At 61.7% G+C, this 14,821-nt stretch carries 17 protein-coding genes; 9 read left to right on the top strand and 8 right to left on the bottom strand.

Annotated elements, in window-relative coordinates; genetic code table 11:
* Window positions 1–74: 74 nt before the first annotated feature.
* The 4 genes from L2D14_05005 to pgeF all read right to left on the bottom strand — a co-directional run bounded on the left by L2D14_05005 (window position 75) and on the right by pgeF (window position 4,710).
* Window positions 75–1,625 (bottom strand): hypothetical protein, encoded by a 1,551-nt coding sequence (locus L2D14_05005; GenBank protein ID WNK00784.1) that lies wholly within the window; start codon window positions 1,623–1,625, stop codon window positions 75–77.
* Between the two features lie 109 nt (window positions 1,626–1,734).
* Window positions 1,735–2,727, bottom strand: a complete 993-nt coding sequence (locus tag L2D14_05000) for a hypothetical protein (GenBank protein ID WNK00783.1) — start codon at window positions 2,725–2,727, stop codon at window positions 1,735–1,737.
* Window positions 2,728–2,825: 98 nt separating this feature from the next.
* Complete coding sequence (locus L2D14_04995) at window positions 2,826–3,980, bottom strand: Xaa-Pro peptidase family protein (GenBank protein ID WNK00782.1); 1,155 nt, start codon at window positions 3,978–3,980, stop codon at window positions 2,826–2,828.
* Between the two features lie 7 nt (window positions 3,981–3,987).
* Window positions 3,988–4,710 carry a peptidoglycan editing factor PgeF gene (gene pgeF / locus L2D14_04990; GenBank protein WNK00781.1) on the bottom strand — a complete coding sequence of 241 codons (723 nt, stop codon included), beginning with the start codon at window positions 4,708–4,710 and terminating at the stop codon, window positions 3,988–3,990.
* 205 nt (window positions 4,711–4,915) lie between these two features.
* On the opposite strand from pgeF, the gene L2D14_04985 reads away from it, so the two are divergent.
* The gene (locus L2D14_04985; GenBank protein ID WNK00780.1) at window positions 4,916–5,431 is read left to right on the top strand and encodes a heme-binding protein; all 516 of its coding nucleotides are present in this window, start codon (window positions 4,916–4,918) and stop codon (window positions 5,429–5,431) included.
* 97 nt (window positions 5,432–5,528) lie between these two features.
* Window positions 5,529–5,723: a DUF2892 domain-containing protein gene (locus L2D14_04980; protein WNK00779.1), complete on the top strand. Its 195-nt coding sequence runs from the start codon at window positions 5,529–5,531 to the stop codon at window positions 5,721–5,723.
* A 31-nt stretch (window positions 5,724–5,754) separates the two neighbouring features.
* Here the strand turns inward: L2D14_04980 and L2D14_04975 are convergent, their stop codons facing one another.
* Genes L2D14_04975 through rfaD form a run of 3 tightly spaced genes read right to left on the bottom strand, consistent with a single transcriptional unit; the run spans window position 5,755 to window position 8,653 of the window.
* Entirely contained in the window at window positions 5,755–6,846 is a 1,092-nt protein-coding gene (locus L2D14_04975; protein WNK00778.1) for an SAM-dependent methyltransferase, read from the bottom strand.
* 1 nt (window position 6,847) lies between these two features.
* On the bottom strand, window positions 6,848–7,648 hold the full coding sequence (gene lgt / locus L2D14_04970) for a prolipoprotein diacylglyceryl transferase (protein WNK00777.1): 801 nt from the start codon (window positions 7,646–7,648) through the stop codon (window positions 6,848–6,850).
* 18 nt (window positions 7,649–7,666) lie between these two features.
* Complete coding sequence (gene rfaD / locus L2D14_04965) at window positions 7,667–8,653, bottom strand: ADP-glyceromanno-heptose 6-epimerase (GenBank protein WNK00776.1); 987 nt, start codon at window positions 8,651–8,653, stop codon at window positions 7,667–7,669.
* A gap of 120 nt (window positions 8,654–8,773) precedes the next feature.
* Here rfaD and L2D14_04960 point away from each other — a divergent pair, with 120 nt between their 5' ends.
* From L2D14_04960 to L2D14_04930, 7 genes are all read left to right on the top strand, one after another.
* Complete coding sequence (locus L2D14_04960; GenBank protein ID WNK00775.1) at window positions 8,774–9,112, top strand: accessory factor UbiK family protein; 339 nt, start codon at window positions 8,774–8,776, stop codon at window positions 9,110–9,112.
* 306 nt (window positions 9,113–9,418) lie between these two features.
* Window positions 9,419–9,922 carry a YbjN domain-containing protein gene (locus L2D14_04955; GenBank protein WNK00774.1) on the top strand — a complete coding sequence of 168 codons (504 nt, stop codon included), beginning with the start codon at window positions 9,419–9,421 and terminating at the stop codon, window positions 9,920–9,922.
* 3 nt (window positions 9,923–9,925) lie between these two features.
* Entirely contained in the window at window positions 9,926–10,741 is an 816-nt protein-coding gene (proC, locus tag L2D14_04950; protein WNK00773.1) for a pyrroline-5-carboxylate reductase, read from the top strand.
* 77 nt (window positions 10,742–10,818) lie between these two features.
* Window positions 10,819–11,448 carry a hypothetical protein gene (locus L2D14_04945; protein ID WNK00772.1) on the top strand — a complete coding sequence of 210 codons (630 nt, stop codon included), beginning with the start codon at window positions 10,819–10,821 and terminating at the stop codon, window positions 11,446–11,448.
* Between the two features lie 191 nt (window positions 11,449–11,639).
* A complete protein-coding gene (gene phaP / locus L2D14_04940; GenBank protein WNK00771.1) occupies window positions 11,640–12,170 on the top strand; it encodes a TIGR01841 family phasin in 531 nt (176 codons plus the stop codon).
* A gap of 141 nt (window positions 12,171–12,311) precedes the next feature.
* A complete protein-coding gene (locus L2D14_04935) occupies window positions 12,312–12,659 on the top strand; it encodes a tRNA-binding protein (GenBank protein ID WNK00770.1) in 348 nt (115 codons plus the stop codon).
* 112 nt (window positions 12,660–12,771) lie between these two features.
* The gene (locus L2D14_04930; GenBank protein ID WNK00769.1) at window positions 12,772–13,896 is read left to right on the top strand and encodes a PQQ-dependent sugar dehydrogenase; all 1,125 of its coding nucleotides are present in this window, start codon (window positions 12,772–12,774) and stop codon (window positions 13,894–13,896) included.
* Window positions 13,897–13,900: 4 nt separating this feature from the next.
* Here L2D14_04930 and L2D14_04925 read toward each other — a convergent pair whose 3' ends face one another.
* Window positions 13,901–14,815, bottom strand: a complete 915-nt coding sequence (locus L2D14_04925; GenBank protein WNK00768.1) for a DMT family transporter — start codon at window positions 14,813–14,815, stop codon at window positions 13,901–13,903.
* Window positions 14,816–14,821 lie beyond the last annotated feature (6 nt).

Genomic DNA, 14,821 nt, shown 5'->3' with positions numbered 1-14,821 from the left:
ACCAACCCGATCATGGCCTGTAAACGCTTTGATGACTGCTTTGTGACGATACGTCGCTTGTATCAATAATGGGATCAATAAGATGCCGGGGGCGGTGGCGCCCGCCCGGGGATCGTCGGCAGCGTGACATCGGGGAAATTCGGCAGTGGTTCACGGCTTGTCAGGTGTTCGTCGGCATCGCTAAACAGGTCCTTGATGCCCCTGACGGCCGCATGGGAGACGGCTTCGGCGACATTACCCCATTCCCCGTCCAGACTGCCGGCAACGACCGTGTTCTCCTGTACCGCCTTGCCGACCTCCTCGCCGGTGACCGTATTCACACGCCAGGTGATGCGGACATATTGGCGCCCGTTGACCGGCTCACCGGTATCGACCGCTCCCTGGATCACGAAGCCGGCCTGACGCGGATCGTCGGAAATCGTCAGATCGCGATCCCTGAGCGCGGATTTAAGCGCGGCCGTCAGCGCCTCGTTGCCGTTGCCGGGCGCACCGCTGACCGGTTTGATCAGGAATGACGGCTGCCCCCAGCGCACCTTGGCGAAGGCAGCCCCGCCGGCCCCTGCCGGTCGGGCATCGTCCGGCAGACGGGTCTTGGTATCCAGACCGGGATTCAACATATCGAGGAAACTTTTCGATTCCTCATCGCTTGAAGACCCGGTAATACCGCCCGGAGGCGGCTGCACGATACTGGTCCCCGGCGTCAAAGGTTGCGGCGGCCCTGACGAAGCGGCCGCTGCCGCATTCTCTTGCGGGGCCGGCACGGGCGTCAGCAGCGACGGCAGGCCGGTGGGCGGCGCGCTCGCTGTTTCCGTGGGCCGCTCGGCAGAGATTACGCTTGGTGCACGCGGAGCCCCCGCCGGTAAGGACTGGTGGACAACCTGCCCGTTGGTGGCATCGGCAATGCGCGCCAGCGGCTGCACCGTTTGCGGCGCCGCTGACGGAGCGGTTGCCGGCGACGGGGAAAGGTCCGGGCGCATTTCCTCGTGCTGTATTTTCTGGTGCTGTATTTCCTGTTGGCGCATTTCCATTGTGGTTTGCGGCCGCGCCGCCGCCTGTTGTGAAATCTCCGCATCGGCCATCGAATGATCCTCGGGGCGGTGCATGGCCGAGAGCACGGGCGGGCCGACCTCGTCATTGACCATGTCGGCGAGTTTCGGTGCGGCATCGGTAATAATAAGATTGATGGCTTCCGGCGCCGCGTTACGCCACATCAGGGCATCGATGACCACATGCTGACGATAGGTCGCGACATGCGTGCCATAGGGCGCCCGGATCGCCCAGTCGACACCGAGCCAGATGACATTGCCGCGGGTATCGGCGGTGATCACTTTGCCGACCACCGAGGCGCCGGCCTGATTCGGCTCGTGCGAAAGGATCGCAGGATGGTTTCTGTCGCGGATTTCGGCGGCGATGGCATCGGCGAGGATCAGTCCTGTCCGCGTCGGCGCACCTTCGAGCGGCACGACGAAGATCACACCGGCCAGGTCCGCGCCGGCGGGCGCCGATTCGCTGCTCATGCTGGCACTCGGCGGCGGCGCATGGGTTTCGCCGCCACCGCATCCGGACAGCAGCAAAGCCATGCTCAGCAAGGCATAGACAGCAAGCGACAACGTCCGGCCACGCATGCCCGGCCGCCACGAATTCTCATGTCTCGAGATCCATGTCGCCACGTAAGGAATCTATCAGTCCCGGCGCGTGTTTTCAGTAAAAACAGGGTTCTGCGCCGCAAAAGCCTCAGCTTGGCGGAGGCGGCGCGCGTCCCGGCACCTGTTTCAGCGGCGGTGCGTTCGGCGAATTGGAAGACGGCAGGACGCGCGGCGGCCGTGGCGCGCCCAGATCGGGTCCGCGCAGCCGGGTCGGATCGTTGCGCTCGACGACGGTGATGATCCCCTCGGTCGCCGCGGCCGCCACGAATGCCGCCGTGCGTCCCCAGGTTCCGTCCAGACTGCCGGCGGCAACCACGTTCTGCTGTTCGGCACGGCCGACAACCTCCCCTTCTATATCCTTAACCAGCCAGAGGATGCGGATCGATTGCGCATTGTTTTCAGGGGTCCCCATTTCGACGCTGCCGGTCAGCGTAAACAACGCCTTGTCCGGATCGTTGGTCAGCTTGATTCCGCCGCCACCGAGGGCCACGGACATGGCACGCCGGAGCGATGCATTCCCGTCACCGGGCGCACCGTGCACGTTGCCGATGAGCAAGCCGCTGCGCCCCAGAAGCCGATCCTGTCCGGCACTGCCGAAGCGTTCGCCGAGAACTCTCTCGGCAACCCGCGCACTGACCTGCTCGCCGATACTTTTCAGCAGCGGCGGCGCGCCGTAATCCCATTGCAGGCGGGTCGCATCGATATTCTCGGTAAAGCTATCGACCAGCGTGCCGTCGCGAAAAAACAGTTCCCAGTTGATGGCGATCAGGGTTGCCGCACCAGGCTTGCCCTCGTTGTCGACGACATGACCCTGCAGGAGATACTGGCTGCCGTCGAAACCACTCGCCGCCGCCGGTATCTCGAAATCCTTCTCAAGCCCGCGAACGACCTGCTCGGCAATCAGCTTGCCCATCGGCAGCGTCGTGCCGCTGAGCGGTTGCACCTCGACGCCTTCGAAAGATATCCCCTGCGCCAGGGCATTGCCGCCGTCGCCTTCGTCTCGGCCGAACGGGCGCGGCAAGGGCCCACAGGCATTCAGAATAAACGACAGCAGACAGATGACGGCGAGACCCCGTTTCATCGGATTTGCTTCATGCCGGACCGATGCCGATAACGCATGTCGCCAGCATGCCCAGCATCAGCACACAAAGGAAGATCAGCATGTGCGGCATGCGGTGTTCACCCCTTGTGGATCAGATCGAGAGGCGATCGCGACAGACGCTCGGCGGCGCCGGACGTGGTCAGGACCGTTTCGCCAAGGCACATCGCCAGTTTCTCATCGCTGTCGAAGATGATCATATGACAGAAATAGACCATGCCCGGCGCGATCTCGACGGGATTGTCGGCATACAGCATCGGCCAGTCCATCCAGTTCGGCTGAAATGTCGTGCCGAGGCTGTAGCCGCAGGCATTCAGGCGGTGCGCGCGCATGCCGGCGCGGTCGATGACGTCGGCATGGGCCTGAAACGCATCGCCGACGATGTTGCCGGGGCGGAGCGCGCCCTCGACCGCCAGCAAGGCTTCATGGGCGACATCGTACATGCGCTTTTGCTTGTCGGGCATTTCGCCGAAGACCATGGTCCGGAACATCGCCGCGTGATAGTGCAGGTACGTGCCGGCCCATTCGAGATTGAGCTGGTCATTTGCCGTCAAGGTCCGACGCCCGGATTTCGTCCGGCATAACAGGGCATCTTCGGCCGAGCCGATGATGTACGGATTACCCGGATAATCGCCGCCACCCTTGAAGACCGCGCCCTGCATCGCCGCCAGCACATCGGATTCGGAAACGCCGGGGGCCGCAACCTCAATCGCCGCGTCGAGCGCATCGTCCGCCAGCTCGGCGGCACGCCGCACATAGGCGATCTCGGCGTCGCTTTTGACGACCCGCAAGCGGCTGATCAGTTCCGATTCATCGACCAATGTGCAAAAGCCGTCCAGCGCCGCATCGAGGCGTTTGCCGTTCCGAGCCGTCAGACCATAGCTCTCATACTCGACGCCGAGGCGCTTTCCCCGGCATCCGTGCTCGTCGAGAATGGCCAGCAGTTCGCGGGCCGGCTCGGCGTCCGGCGCATCGACCCAAATGCGGATGTCCTTGATGATCGACGTGTTCTGCGCTTGACGCAGGTCGGGAGCGCGGGTCAACAGCGTCAGCGTGCCATCGGCGCCCAGATACAGGCACTGGAAAAACACATACCCGAACGTGTCATAGCCGCTCAGGTAGTACATGCTTTCCTGGCGGAACAGCAGCATCCCGTCGAGCCCCGCCGCAGCCATCGCTTCGCATGTTCGCCGCCGGCGGGCTGCCAGTTCCTGCTCGCTGAAGTGAAGCGCCATGTTCGACTTATCCTTCCAAAACGATTGCCGACAGCTCGCGCCCGTAATCCGGTTCCCCCCGGTGCGTGGCGCGGCGGTAGCTGAAAAAACGATCCGCATCGGCGTAGGTGTCGATCGCCAGATCTTCAATGGCACCGATACCGCATTCGGCGAGGCGGTGGCGGACATATCCAGCAAGATCGAACTGGTATTTGCCCGGCTGCGCACCTGAAGAGAAAAAACGTTCGTTGGCCTGGCCCGCCTCCATGAAAGACGAGCGGAAATCGGCACCGACTTCATAGGACGGCTGCTGAATACAGGGGCCGACGGCGGCACAGACCCTATCCGCCTGCGCCCCCGCATCGATCATCAATTCCAGGGTCGCATCCAGGACGCCGCCAAGGGCGCCCTTCCATCCGGCATGCGCCGCACCAATGACACCGGCTTCTGCGTCGGCGAAAAGCACCGGCGCGCAGTCCGCCGTCAGAATGCCCAGCACCACGCCCGGTTCGGTCGTGACCATCGCATCGGCTTTCGGCGCCTGGGCGAGATCCCATGTGTCATACACCCGAACGGCAATCGGCGAATGGTGTTGATGGACCGTCACCAGCCGGCCCGGCTCCTGATCCAGCGCCGCCATCGCACGGGCCCGGTTATCGAGCACCGCCGCGCGGTCATCGTCGGACCCGGGGCCGCAATTCAGCGAGCCGTATATGCCTTCGCTGACGCCGCCCTTGCGGGTGAAAAACATATGCCGGACGCCCGGTGCACTGAGTAGATTCGCTGCCGTGATCATCCGCTGATTATTCATGAAACCCGGCAGCCTTGAAAGGCCTTCATCCGATATTAGCGCCAGGTAGAAGCAACCGATGAACCCCAAGACTATTTACATATTCCACCCGAAGAATATGTTTAAGGGGTAAGCAATGTAAAAAATGCCAAAAGGGAGAGAAACCATGTTCAAGACTTCCAAAATCACCATGACGGGCCTGGCCTTCGGCGCCGCTTTGATTGCGCTGGGGGCTACTGAGGCCCGCGCCGCCGATGTTCTGAACGTGAAATCCATCGGCACCGAGCTGGCCCGCGATATCGCCGACAAGACCGTCGCTGCCTGCACCGAAAAAGGCTATTCCGTTTCGGCCGTTGTCGTCGACCGGGGCGGTGACGACATTGCCGTGCTGCGCAGCCAGTTCGCCGCCGTGCAGACCATCGTCATTGCCGGCGGCAAGGCGCGCGGTGCGATCATGGCCGGGACACCGACCGGCGAGCTGGTCGCCAGTCGTCCGGAACTGGCGCGGAACCTCAGCCGGCTGCCGGACATCAAGATGATGCAGGGTGGATTGCCGATCAACGCCGCCGGTGTGCGTATCGGGGCTGTCGGCGTCAGCGGTGCACCTGGGGGCGACATCGATGAGGCCTGTGCCCAGGAAGCGCTGGACGAGTTGGCCGACCGTTACGAATTTGCACAATAAGCGCCGTCGTTTGATTGCGTGAATTGATCTGTATCAAAGCGGAAACGGCGCGGTGCGCTTATACATATTCAACAATATGAATATATAGGAGAGTCACATGACCAGTAATGTTGGCGGCATCGACCGCATCCTTCGCATCGTCGTCGGCCTTGCCTTGATCGCCTTTGCCCTTTTCTCGGGGCACGAATACGCCGTCTGGGGATGGGTCGGTGTCGTGCCGCTACTGACCGGCATCATCCGCTGGTGCCCGGCTTATGTGCCGTTCGGCATCAAGTCCTGCAAGACGGACTGAGGCTGTGAAGCAAATAGGCGCCGTTTGACGCCTAGGCCCAACTGACGACCTCGAACCCCGGCGGCGCCGGGGCCTCGGGGTGCGTCAGGGCAACCGCCCTGAAAAGCCGGCCCATGGCATCGGCGTCGACAAGACGCCGGCGGGCCGTACCGATATTTTGCGCCTGTGCCTGGTCCGCGCCCGCCAGAAGCGTCGCCGCGCGTGCGGCAATGCCGAGGCGCTCCAATAATTCCCCCTGCCCCAACGGCCCCCAGACGCGGGCACCGGCAGTCGCCGCCGCATCGCCGAGCATGGCAAAATCCACATGCGCGGTCAGGTCCTGTTCACCGGGGGCGGACAGCGGGTCGGCGAAATTGTGGTCTTTCAGCGCCTGCAGGGTCTCGCCCAGCCCCGGTGCGTCGTGACCGTAATCGATCAGCAGCGCCGCACCGCCCATAGCGGCCAAGCGTGCCGCCAGTGTTCCCGTGACGTCCCGGACGGCGGGGGAATACTCGAATATGCTGCCCTCTCCTGCATCGCGTAAATGCGCCGGAACAAGGTCCGCGCCGGTTTCCGCGCCGCCGACAAAGACGAACCCCTCGCCGTCGACGTCGACAAGGCGTTCGCGCCACGCGCCGCCCAGCCGGATCAACTGACGCACAGGCAGGGCATCGAGAAATTCGTTGGCTAGAATGATGGCCGGGCCGTCCGGCACATCCCCGACGGTTTCATGCCACGTGGCCGAAATGCCGACCGCCGCCAAAGCCGCCTGTTGCGCCTTGCGCAGCACGGGGCTGGCCTCAATCATATGAACCCGAAGCGCATCCGGAAAACCCGGCACCTGCGCCGTCGCCCTGAGCGCATCCGTCATCAGCGTGCCGCGCCCGGGACCAAGCTCGATCAGACGAACACCGCTGGGGCTGCCCATCTGCTGCCACACAACCGCCGCCCAAAGGCCCAGCAACTCGCCGAACATCTGCGATATTTCCGGTGCGGTGGTGAAATCGCCGGCGCGGCCCAGCGGATCGCGTGTCATGTAATAACCGTGATCGGGATCGCAGAGACAGGCCTGCATCCACTCATCGACCGGCATCGGTCCGTCTGCCGCAATGCGCGCTTTCAGTTTTGCCGCAAGCGGCGGCATCTCACACCGGTTCCCGGCGTCGTGCCCGGATGATGAAGTAAACGCCGACGCCGATCATTGGCACCGAAAGCCACTGCCCCCAGGTGGTGCCGAAGCTAAGGAAACCGATGTAGGCATCGGGTTCGCGGAACAGCTCGCCGACACTGCGCGCAATGCCGTACCCGGCGATGAAAGTCCCCATCAGCAGCCCGGGGCGCCGGCGCACGGATTCGCTGCGCGACAGCGCGAACATCACGGCAAACAGCAAAAGCCCCTCGAACGCGGCTTCATATAACTGGCTCGGGTGGCGCGGGACCGGCCCGCCGGTCGGGAACACGACGGCCCACGCGACGTCGGCCGGGCGGCCCCACAGCTCGCCGTTGATGAAATTCGCAATGCGCCCAAAGAACAGACCGATCGGCGCCACGCAGCCCAAAAGATCGCCGAAGCGGAGCGGATTGATTTTGTGCTTGCGCGTGAACAGGATACCCGCAGCCACCACGCCGAGGAACCCGCCGTGGAACGACATCCCGCCTTCCCAGACGGCAATGATCTTGGCGGGGTTCGCCATGTAATAGTCGAACTGATAGAACAGCACCATGCCGAGGCGGCCGCCGAGGATGACACCCATCGTCGCCCAGACCAGAAAGTCGTCGACCGCTTCGGTTTTGCAAACCTCGGGCGAGAGGCGGCACAGCCTCTTCATATAAAACCAGCCGAGCACCAGCCCGGCGATATAGGCGAGCGAATACCAGCGGATTGCGAACACGCCGAGCTGAAAGATGACCGGGTCTATATTGGGGAACGGAATGGCGAAGAACATGATCCGCTGGCCGCCGGGTCAGCGATACGGATCGGCGGCGCCGAGGAAATCTCGGACGTAACGGCCGACACCGTCCTCGAGCGAGGTGAACTGCCCGGCGTAGCCCGCATCGCGGAGCCGGGTCATGTCGGCTTCGGTGAAGTACTGGTACTTGTCGCGGATGTCTTCAGGGGTCGGCACGTACTCGACCTTGAAGTCCTGGCCCATCGCCGTATAGACCGCGCGCGCCAGATCGGCGAAACTGCGGGCCTTGCCGGTGCCGAGATTGAACAGGCCGGACACCGACGGGTTATCCAGCAGCCAGAGGATGACATCGGCGCAGTCGTCGACGGAGACGAAATCGCGCAGTTGGCCGCCGTCTTCGTAATCCGGATGGTGCGACTTAAACAGGCGGCACGCTTCGCCCTTGGCAGCCAGCGGCTGGATCTGCGAGACCACGCTGGCCATCCGCCCCTTGTGGTATTCGTTCGGACCGTAAACGTTGAAAAAGCGGAGCCCCGCCCATTGCCGAGGCCGCGCGTGGCCGGCCGCCAGTTCCTGCGCCACCCACTTGTCGAACAGCAGCTTCGACCAGCCGTACGGATTCAAGGGCCGGAGCTTGTTGAGACCGTCCGCGGACATGTCGTCGTCGAAACCCTCGGCACCGTCGCCATAGGTCGCCGCCGACGATGCATAGATGTAGGGAATGTCGTTATCGGCGCACCAGTTCCACAGATCGCGACTGAGACGGAAATTGTTTTCGACGATCAGATCGGCATCCGTCTCGGTCGTCGCCGAGATTGCCCCCATGTGCACAAGCCCTTTGACGTCGCGCACGTTATCTTTGAGGAATCCGTGCACATTGTCCGGGTGCACGATGTCATGGAGTGTGCGCTTGGCGATATTGCGCCACTTGTCGGCGTCGCGCAGCCGGTCGACGATAACCAACGGGGCCGTGCCGCGCGCCTCAAGCGCCGCAGCGACATTCGATCCGATAAAGCCGGCGCCGCCGGTAATCACATACATGCTTCAGCCTCATGTTTTCCGTGCTCCCTTATAGGCCCCGGAACACGGACCGGGCAAGCGCCACCGGCTTGCGAAGCGCGTCACAAAGGACCATATTCTGTTCAGACAAAGGAGCCTTCGATGCAGACGCAGAACAAGCTTTTCGACGATCTGGCCCGTGTCGCCAACGGCGCGGTCTCGACCCTGACCGGGATGAAGGATGAAATCGACGCGATGATCCGCCAGCGCCTGGAGCGTTTCATGGGCGATGCCGATCTGGTCACGCGCGAGGAATTCGACGCCGTCAAGGCGATGGCTGCAAAGGCCAGAACGGAAAACGAAAAGCTGGAAGCCCGCATCGCCAAGCTCGAAGCGGACCTCAAAAAGGCCGCCAAGCCGGCCGCGAAAGCATCCGCGAAACCTGGTGCCGCAACGCGTGCGAAAGCACCAAGGAAACCCGCCACAAAAGCCAAGCCGTAAATTCCGAACCTACCATATCTGTTCGCCCGGGCGCATTTAAGGAAACCGGCACGGTGCCGGAAAGCCCCGCCTGTCCTGTGTTTCCCGCCGGATTGAACACAACAATGTGTGTAAGTGTCCGCATTATCCACAACAGTTTGCGTTAATTCTCTCAATTCCGCTTGCGCGCGATTCCGACTTGGTGCAGGGTAAATCTTGTAGGTGATCGGATGGCGTTAGCAATATCTAGCGATCACCGCTAGGTATAGTAGTTACGCTCTATTCGGTCCGATACCAACGCCGGCCGGGCATTGAGAGGAGCGCTCTATGCGTACCACAGAAATATCCCGAGATACCTCCCTCGCAAATCCCCTCGATATCGTCGAAAAAATTGTCGAATACAACGACTGGACCTTCGATCGCCGCAACGATCAGGAAATGGCCGTACAGGTGCCTGGGGCCTGGTGCGATTTCAGCATGTATTTCGCCTGGAACGACGACATGGGGGCGATGCACTTTACCTGTGCCTTCGACATGCGCGTCCCCGCCGACCGCCGCCAGCCGGTTTTCGAACTGCTGGCCGAGGTCAACGAGCGGCTGTGGATGGGTCACTTCGGCATGTGGGCCGACGAGGGCCTGCCGATGTACCGGCACGCGATGCCGATGCGCGGCCAGATCGAACCGACGCTCGAGCAGATGGAAGATCTGGTCGAAACGGCGCTGATCGAATGCGAGAAATTCTATCCGGCGTTCCAATATGTCATCTGGGGCGGCAAAACCGCGAGCGAGGCGATTGCCGCAGCCATGATCGAGACTGCGGGCGAAGCATAATCCATGAGCGTTAAACTGTTGCTGGTCGGTGGCGGCAAGATGGGCAGCGCCATGCTGGCCGGGTGGCTGAAAAGCAGCCTTCGCGCCGAAGACGTCCTTGTCGTCGAGCCTTTCGAGGAAACCCGCAAGCTTGTCGGCGAAAACCTGGGCGTAAACTGTGTCGCCGACGCTGCGGGGATTCCCGCCGATTGCGCACCGCAAACCATCGTCCTTGCCGTGAAACCGCAGATGATGGATGACGCCCTTGCCGACTATGTCCGTTTTGCCGGGCCGGATTGCCTTTATCTGTCGATCGCGGCGGGCAAGACCATCGCCTATTTCGAAAGCCGTCTGGGCGCGGGGGCGGCGATTGTCCGCGCCATGCCGAACACGCCGGCGGCCGTCGGGCGCGGCATCACCGTCGGCTATCCCAATCATCTGGTCTCGCAATCCCAGCGCCAATGGGCCGGCGAACTTCTGCAATCGGTCGGCGACGTGGCCTGGGTCGACGACGAAGGGCAGATCGACTGCGTCACTGCGTTGTCGGGCGGCGGTCCTGCCTATGTCTTTTTGCTGGTCGAGGTCATGGCGCAGGCCGGCATCGACAACGGCCTGCCCGATGAACTTGCCATGCAACTGGCGCGCGCCACCGTGGCCGGTGCGGGTGAGCTTTTATATCAGGCGAGCGAGGATGCCCAGACGCTGCGCCGCAACGTCACCAGCCCCGGCGGCACCACGGCGGAAGCGCTCAAGGTGCTGATGGCCGACGACGCCCTGCAGCCGCTGATGACGAAAGCCATTGCCGCGGCGACGCGCCGTTCGCGCGAACTTGCAGGTTAGCCGCCGCACCCCCACTTCTGTATAATGCAGAACCCGAAAGCGGGACCTCTTCCTGCCTTCGGTGAAGGAGGATGCGCATGACACCGGCAAAAAAGAAATCCACCCGCCGCAAAACGGACAAGCGAAGCGTCAGCGACAAACTGGTCGATGCAGCGCTGGAACTGGCTGCGGAAAACCCATGGCGCACGCTGTCGTTGCCAACGATTGCCGCTCATGCCGGGGTGCCTGTCGGTGAGGCTTTGTTGTGCTTGCCGTCGCGGCTGCACATTCAGCGCGCCTTGATCGAACGCATCGATGCCCAGGTGTTCGGCGGTCTGGAAGACGATCCCCTCGATGGCACGACCAAGGACAAACTGTTCGATATTCTGATGCGCCGCTTCGATGCGCTGGACGGTCATCAGGCGGCATTGAAATCCATGACGCGCGACAGCGCGCGCGACCCGCTGAGCACCGCATGCCTCGGCGCCAGGTTCCTGAAATCGATGGCGCTCAGCCTGCAGGCGGCGGGCGTTTCCGCCGAAGGCTGCGCCGGTGCGCTCAAATCCAAGGCGCTCGCAGTGATCCAGTTGAATGCCGCGCGCGTATGGATAAATGACGACGATGCCGGCCTTTCCAGAACCATGGCCGCCCTCGACAAAGGCCTCGCACGTGCAGAAAAATTTGCATCGAGACGACCCCCTTTAAGAAACCAGACCTCCAAAGCCTAACGTATCCACCAATTTTTAGCATATTGCAGTCGCGAGAAATATTTTGTGCACTGCACAAAAACCTATTGACTTCCGAGCCGGATATCTCCATATTGTTGTCATGTTGCAGCGCAATATGAATCTCATGTCAGCGCGCAACTGAGAGTTTCAACGGGTGCCGATGCACCCACCCTGGAGATGGAGATAGACCAATGTACGCAGATTTTTTCAAAATGGCCGAGAAAGCCAACCCTTTCTTCGCTGAATACACCAAGATCATGGCCGATTTCGACCCGAAGAAAATGATGGACGGTTTCGACCCGAAGAAAATGGCTGACGAATTCGCCAAAGTGACCAAAGGTTACGACATGCCGAAATTCGACTTCGATGCCGTTATCGAACTGCAGAAGAAGAACTTCGACGCGCTGACCGCCGCCAATCAGGTTGCCGCCGAAGGTGCGCAGGCTTTCGCCAAGCGCCAGTCGGAAATGCTGCAGCAGGCTCTCGAAGAAGTTTCGAAAATGATCGAATCCTTCTCGAAAATCGAAAACCCGCAGGCTGTTGCCGCGGTTCAGACCGACATGCTCAAAGGTGCTTTCGTCAAGTCCGTCGACAACACCCGCGAACTCGCCGACCTGATGACCAAGTCGAACACCGAAGCCAGCGACGCGCTGAACACCCGCGTTGTCGAAGCTCTGGAAGAAGTCAAGACGACCGTCCTGAAAGCTTCCAAAAAGAAGTAATCACACTTTCCTGAAGTGATGGATTGGGCCGTACCGGGAGACCGGGCGGCCCTTTCTTTTGTTTGAATGGCTTTCTCCGGTCTGGATTTTTTGGCGCCGCTCGGGCATTTTCCCCCAATTCGAATTCAGGGGGAATGAGCCATGGATAGTACCGGGGACCTTTCATTCGACGATTTCATGAAAGTCGATATTCGTGTCGGCACCATTGTCCGTGCCGAGCCGTATCCGGAAGCGCGCAAACCGGCGATCAAGTTGTGGGTCGACTTCGGGCCCGAGATCGGCGAGCGCAAATCGTCTGCGCAGATCACCAAGCACTACGATCCGGAAACGCTGCCGGGCCGCCAGGTCCTGGGCGTCGTTAATTTCCCGCCGCGCCAGATCGGCAAGTTCATGTCGGAAGTCCTGGTGCTCGGCATACCCGACGACGAAAACGAGGTGGTTTTACTGAAACCCGACCTCGAGGTGCCGAACGGCGGGCGGATGTACTGATTACCCCCTCACCTAACCGCTCCCCCGATGGGAGGAGAGGATCAAGACAGTGACTTGATCCGAGAGTCCCTCTCCACCATTTATGGGGGAGAGGACAGGAGAGGGGGCATTCATGCGCCAGGCACTTTCTGCATTGATCGGTATTCTACTGCTGGCTGCCCAGCCTGCGGCTGCCCAGACCTTCAAGACCGAGCATTACGACGTCAAACTGTCCGTCGTCGCCGACGGGCTCGATCACCCATGGGGGATGGCGTTCCTGCCGGACGGCGCAATTCTGGTCACCGAGCGCGACCCCGGCACCATCCGCATCGTCGAGCCGGACGGTAAGGTCCGGCAACCATTGGCAAACACGCCCCGGGCCTTCACGTCGGGTCAGGGCGGCATGCTCGATGTCGCCATCGATCCGGACTATAGCGAAAACAAGCTGATCTATTTTTCCTATGCCGAACCCGGAGAGGGTGGTGCCGGCACCGCCGTTGCGCGCGCAAGACTCGACCGTGCCGGCAATGCCGTCCGGAATGTCGAGGTCCTGTTCCGGCAGTTCCCGAAAACGAGCGGCGGGCGGCATTTCGGCTCCAGGCTCGTGTTCTCGCCCGAGGGGCATCTGTTCATCACCGTCGGCGAACGCGGCGAGCGGGATCGCGCCCAGGATTTTACCGTCAACCGGGGCCAGGTGATCCGCATCAACCGCGACGGCTCGATCCCCGCCGATAACCCCTTCGTCGGTCGTCCAGGCTACCGGCCGGAGACCTGGTCGGTCGGTCACCGCAATCCGCAGGGCGCGGCCCGCCATCCCGAAACCGGCAAATTGTGGATCAACGAGCACGGTGCGCGCGGCGGCGACGAGGTCAACATTCCGCTACCCGGGCGCAACTACGGCTGGCCGGTGATTGCCTACGGCGTGCATTACTCGGGACTGAAGATCGGCGAAGGCACGCACAAGGACGGCATGGAACAACCGGTGCATTACTGGGACCCGTCCATCGCACCGAGCGGCATGGCGTTCTACACCGGCGACCGGTTCCCGAAATGGCGGGGCAATGCCTTTGTCGGCGCGCTGAAATACCAGCTTCTGGCGCGCCTGACGCTGGACGGTGAAAAGGTCGTCGCCGAGGAACGCATTCTCAAAGGGATCAACAAACGCATCCGCGCCGTCGTCGACGGTCCGGACGGATATCTGTATATCCTGGTTGATCACGATCCGGGACAGATCCTTCGCCTCGAGCCCGCGAACTGAACGCCTATTCCCGGCGTTTTTCCCGGTTCTTAATCGATTCACGCCGGGCGATGTAAAGCCCGCTGGCGAAGATAATCGCACCGCCGATCCACGTGGTCAGCGTCGGCACCTCGGCAAATGCGATATAGGCAATCAGCGCGATCCACACCAGCTTGGCGAAATCGAACGGCATGACGACGCTGATGTCGGCTTCGTGGAAGGATTGCGACAGCAGGTACTGTGCCGCGCCGCCGCAAACCCCGATCAATGCGAGCCAGCCCAGTTCGGTCCATGTCGGCCAGACCCAGACGAACAACGCCGGAATCAATGACAGCGGCGTCATCAGGATCGACATGTAGGCGACGATGGTGATGGAGCTTTCGGTACGGCTGAGCGACTTGATGATCAGCAGAACTCCTGCCCACATAAAGGCCGCCATCAAAGCCAGGCCGTGTCCGGTCTGCACCGTATCGAAGCCGGGCTGCAGGACGACGAGCGTACCGATAAAGCCGACGATGATCGCCGACCAGCGGCGGACACCGACCACTTCCTTGACGATCAGCACGCCCAGGATCGTCGCGAATATCGGCCCGGTAAATCCAAGTGCGACGACTTCGGCCAACGGCGCCAGGCTGATCGCCGTGAACCAGACCATCATGTTGACGACATTCAGGCCAGCGCGCCCGGCATGCATCCATGGGCGGTTGGTCCTCAGCGCGCCGAAACCGACCCGCCACAACATCGGCAGTACGAAAGCGAAGGCGAACAGATTTCGAAAGAAAACCAGCTCGAAGGGATGAACGGTTTGCGAAACATGCCGCGCCGCAGAATTCATCACCGCCGCCAACAGCGTCGAAGCAAGCATGAACGCGATGCCTTTGAGCGCGCTCTGAACTTTGTCCGAGGCGGCCTCTTTAGGCGTGACGGGCGGCGTATCCAAGTCCCG

It is taken from the genome of Thalassospiraceae bacterium LMO-JJ14 (genome assembly GCA_021555105.2).
Lineage (GTDB): Bacteria > Pseudomonadota > Alphaproteobacteria > Rhodospirillales > Casp-alpha2 > UBA4479.
The sequence above is the reverse complement of the archived record's forward strand: the minus strand, read 5'-3'. Positions and strand labels throughout refer to the sequence as shown.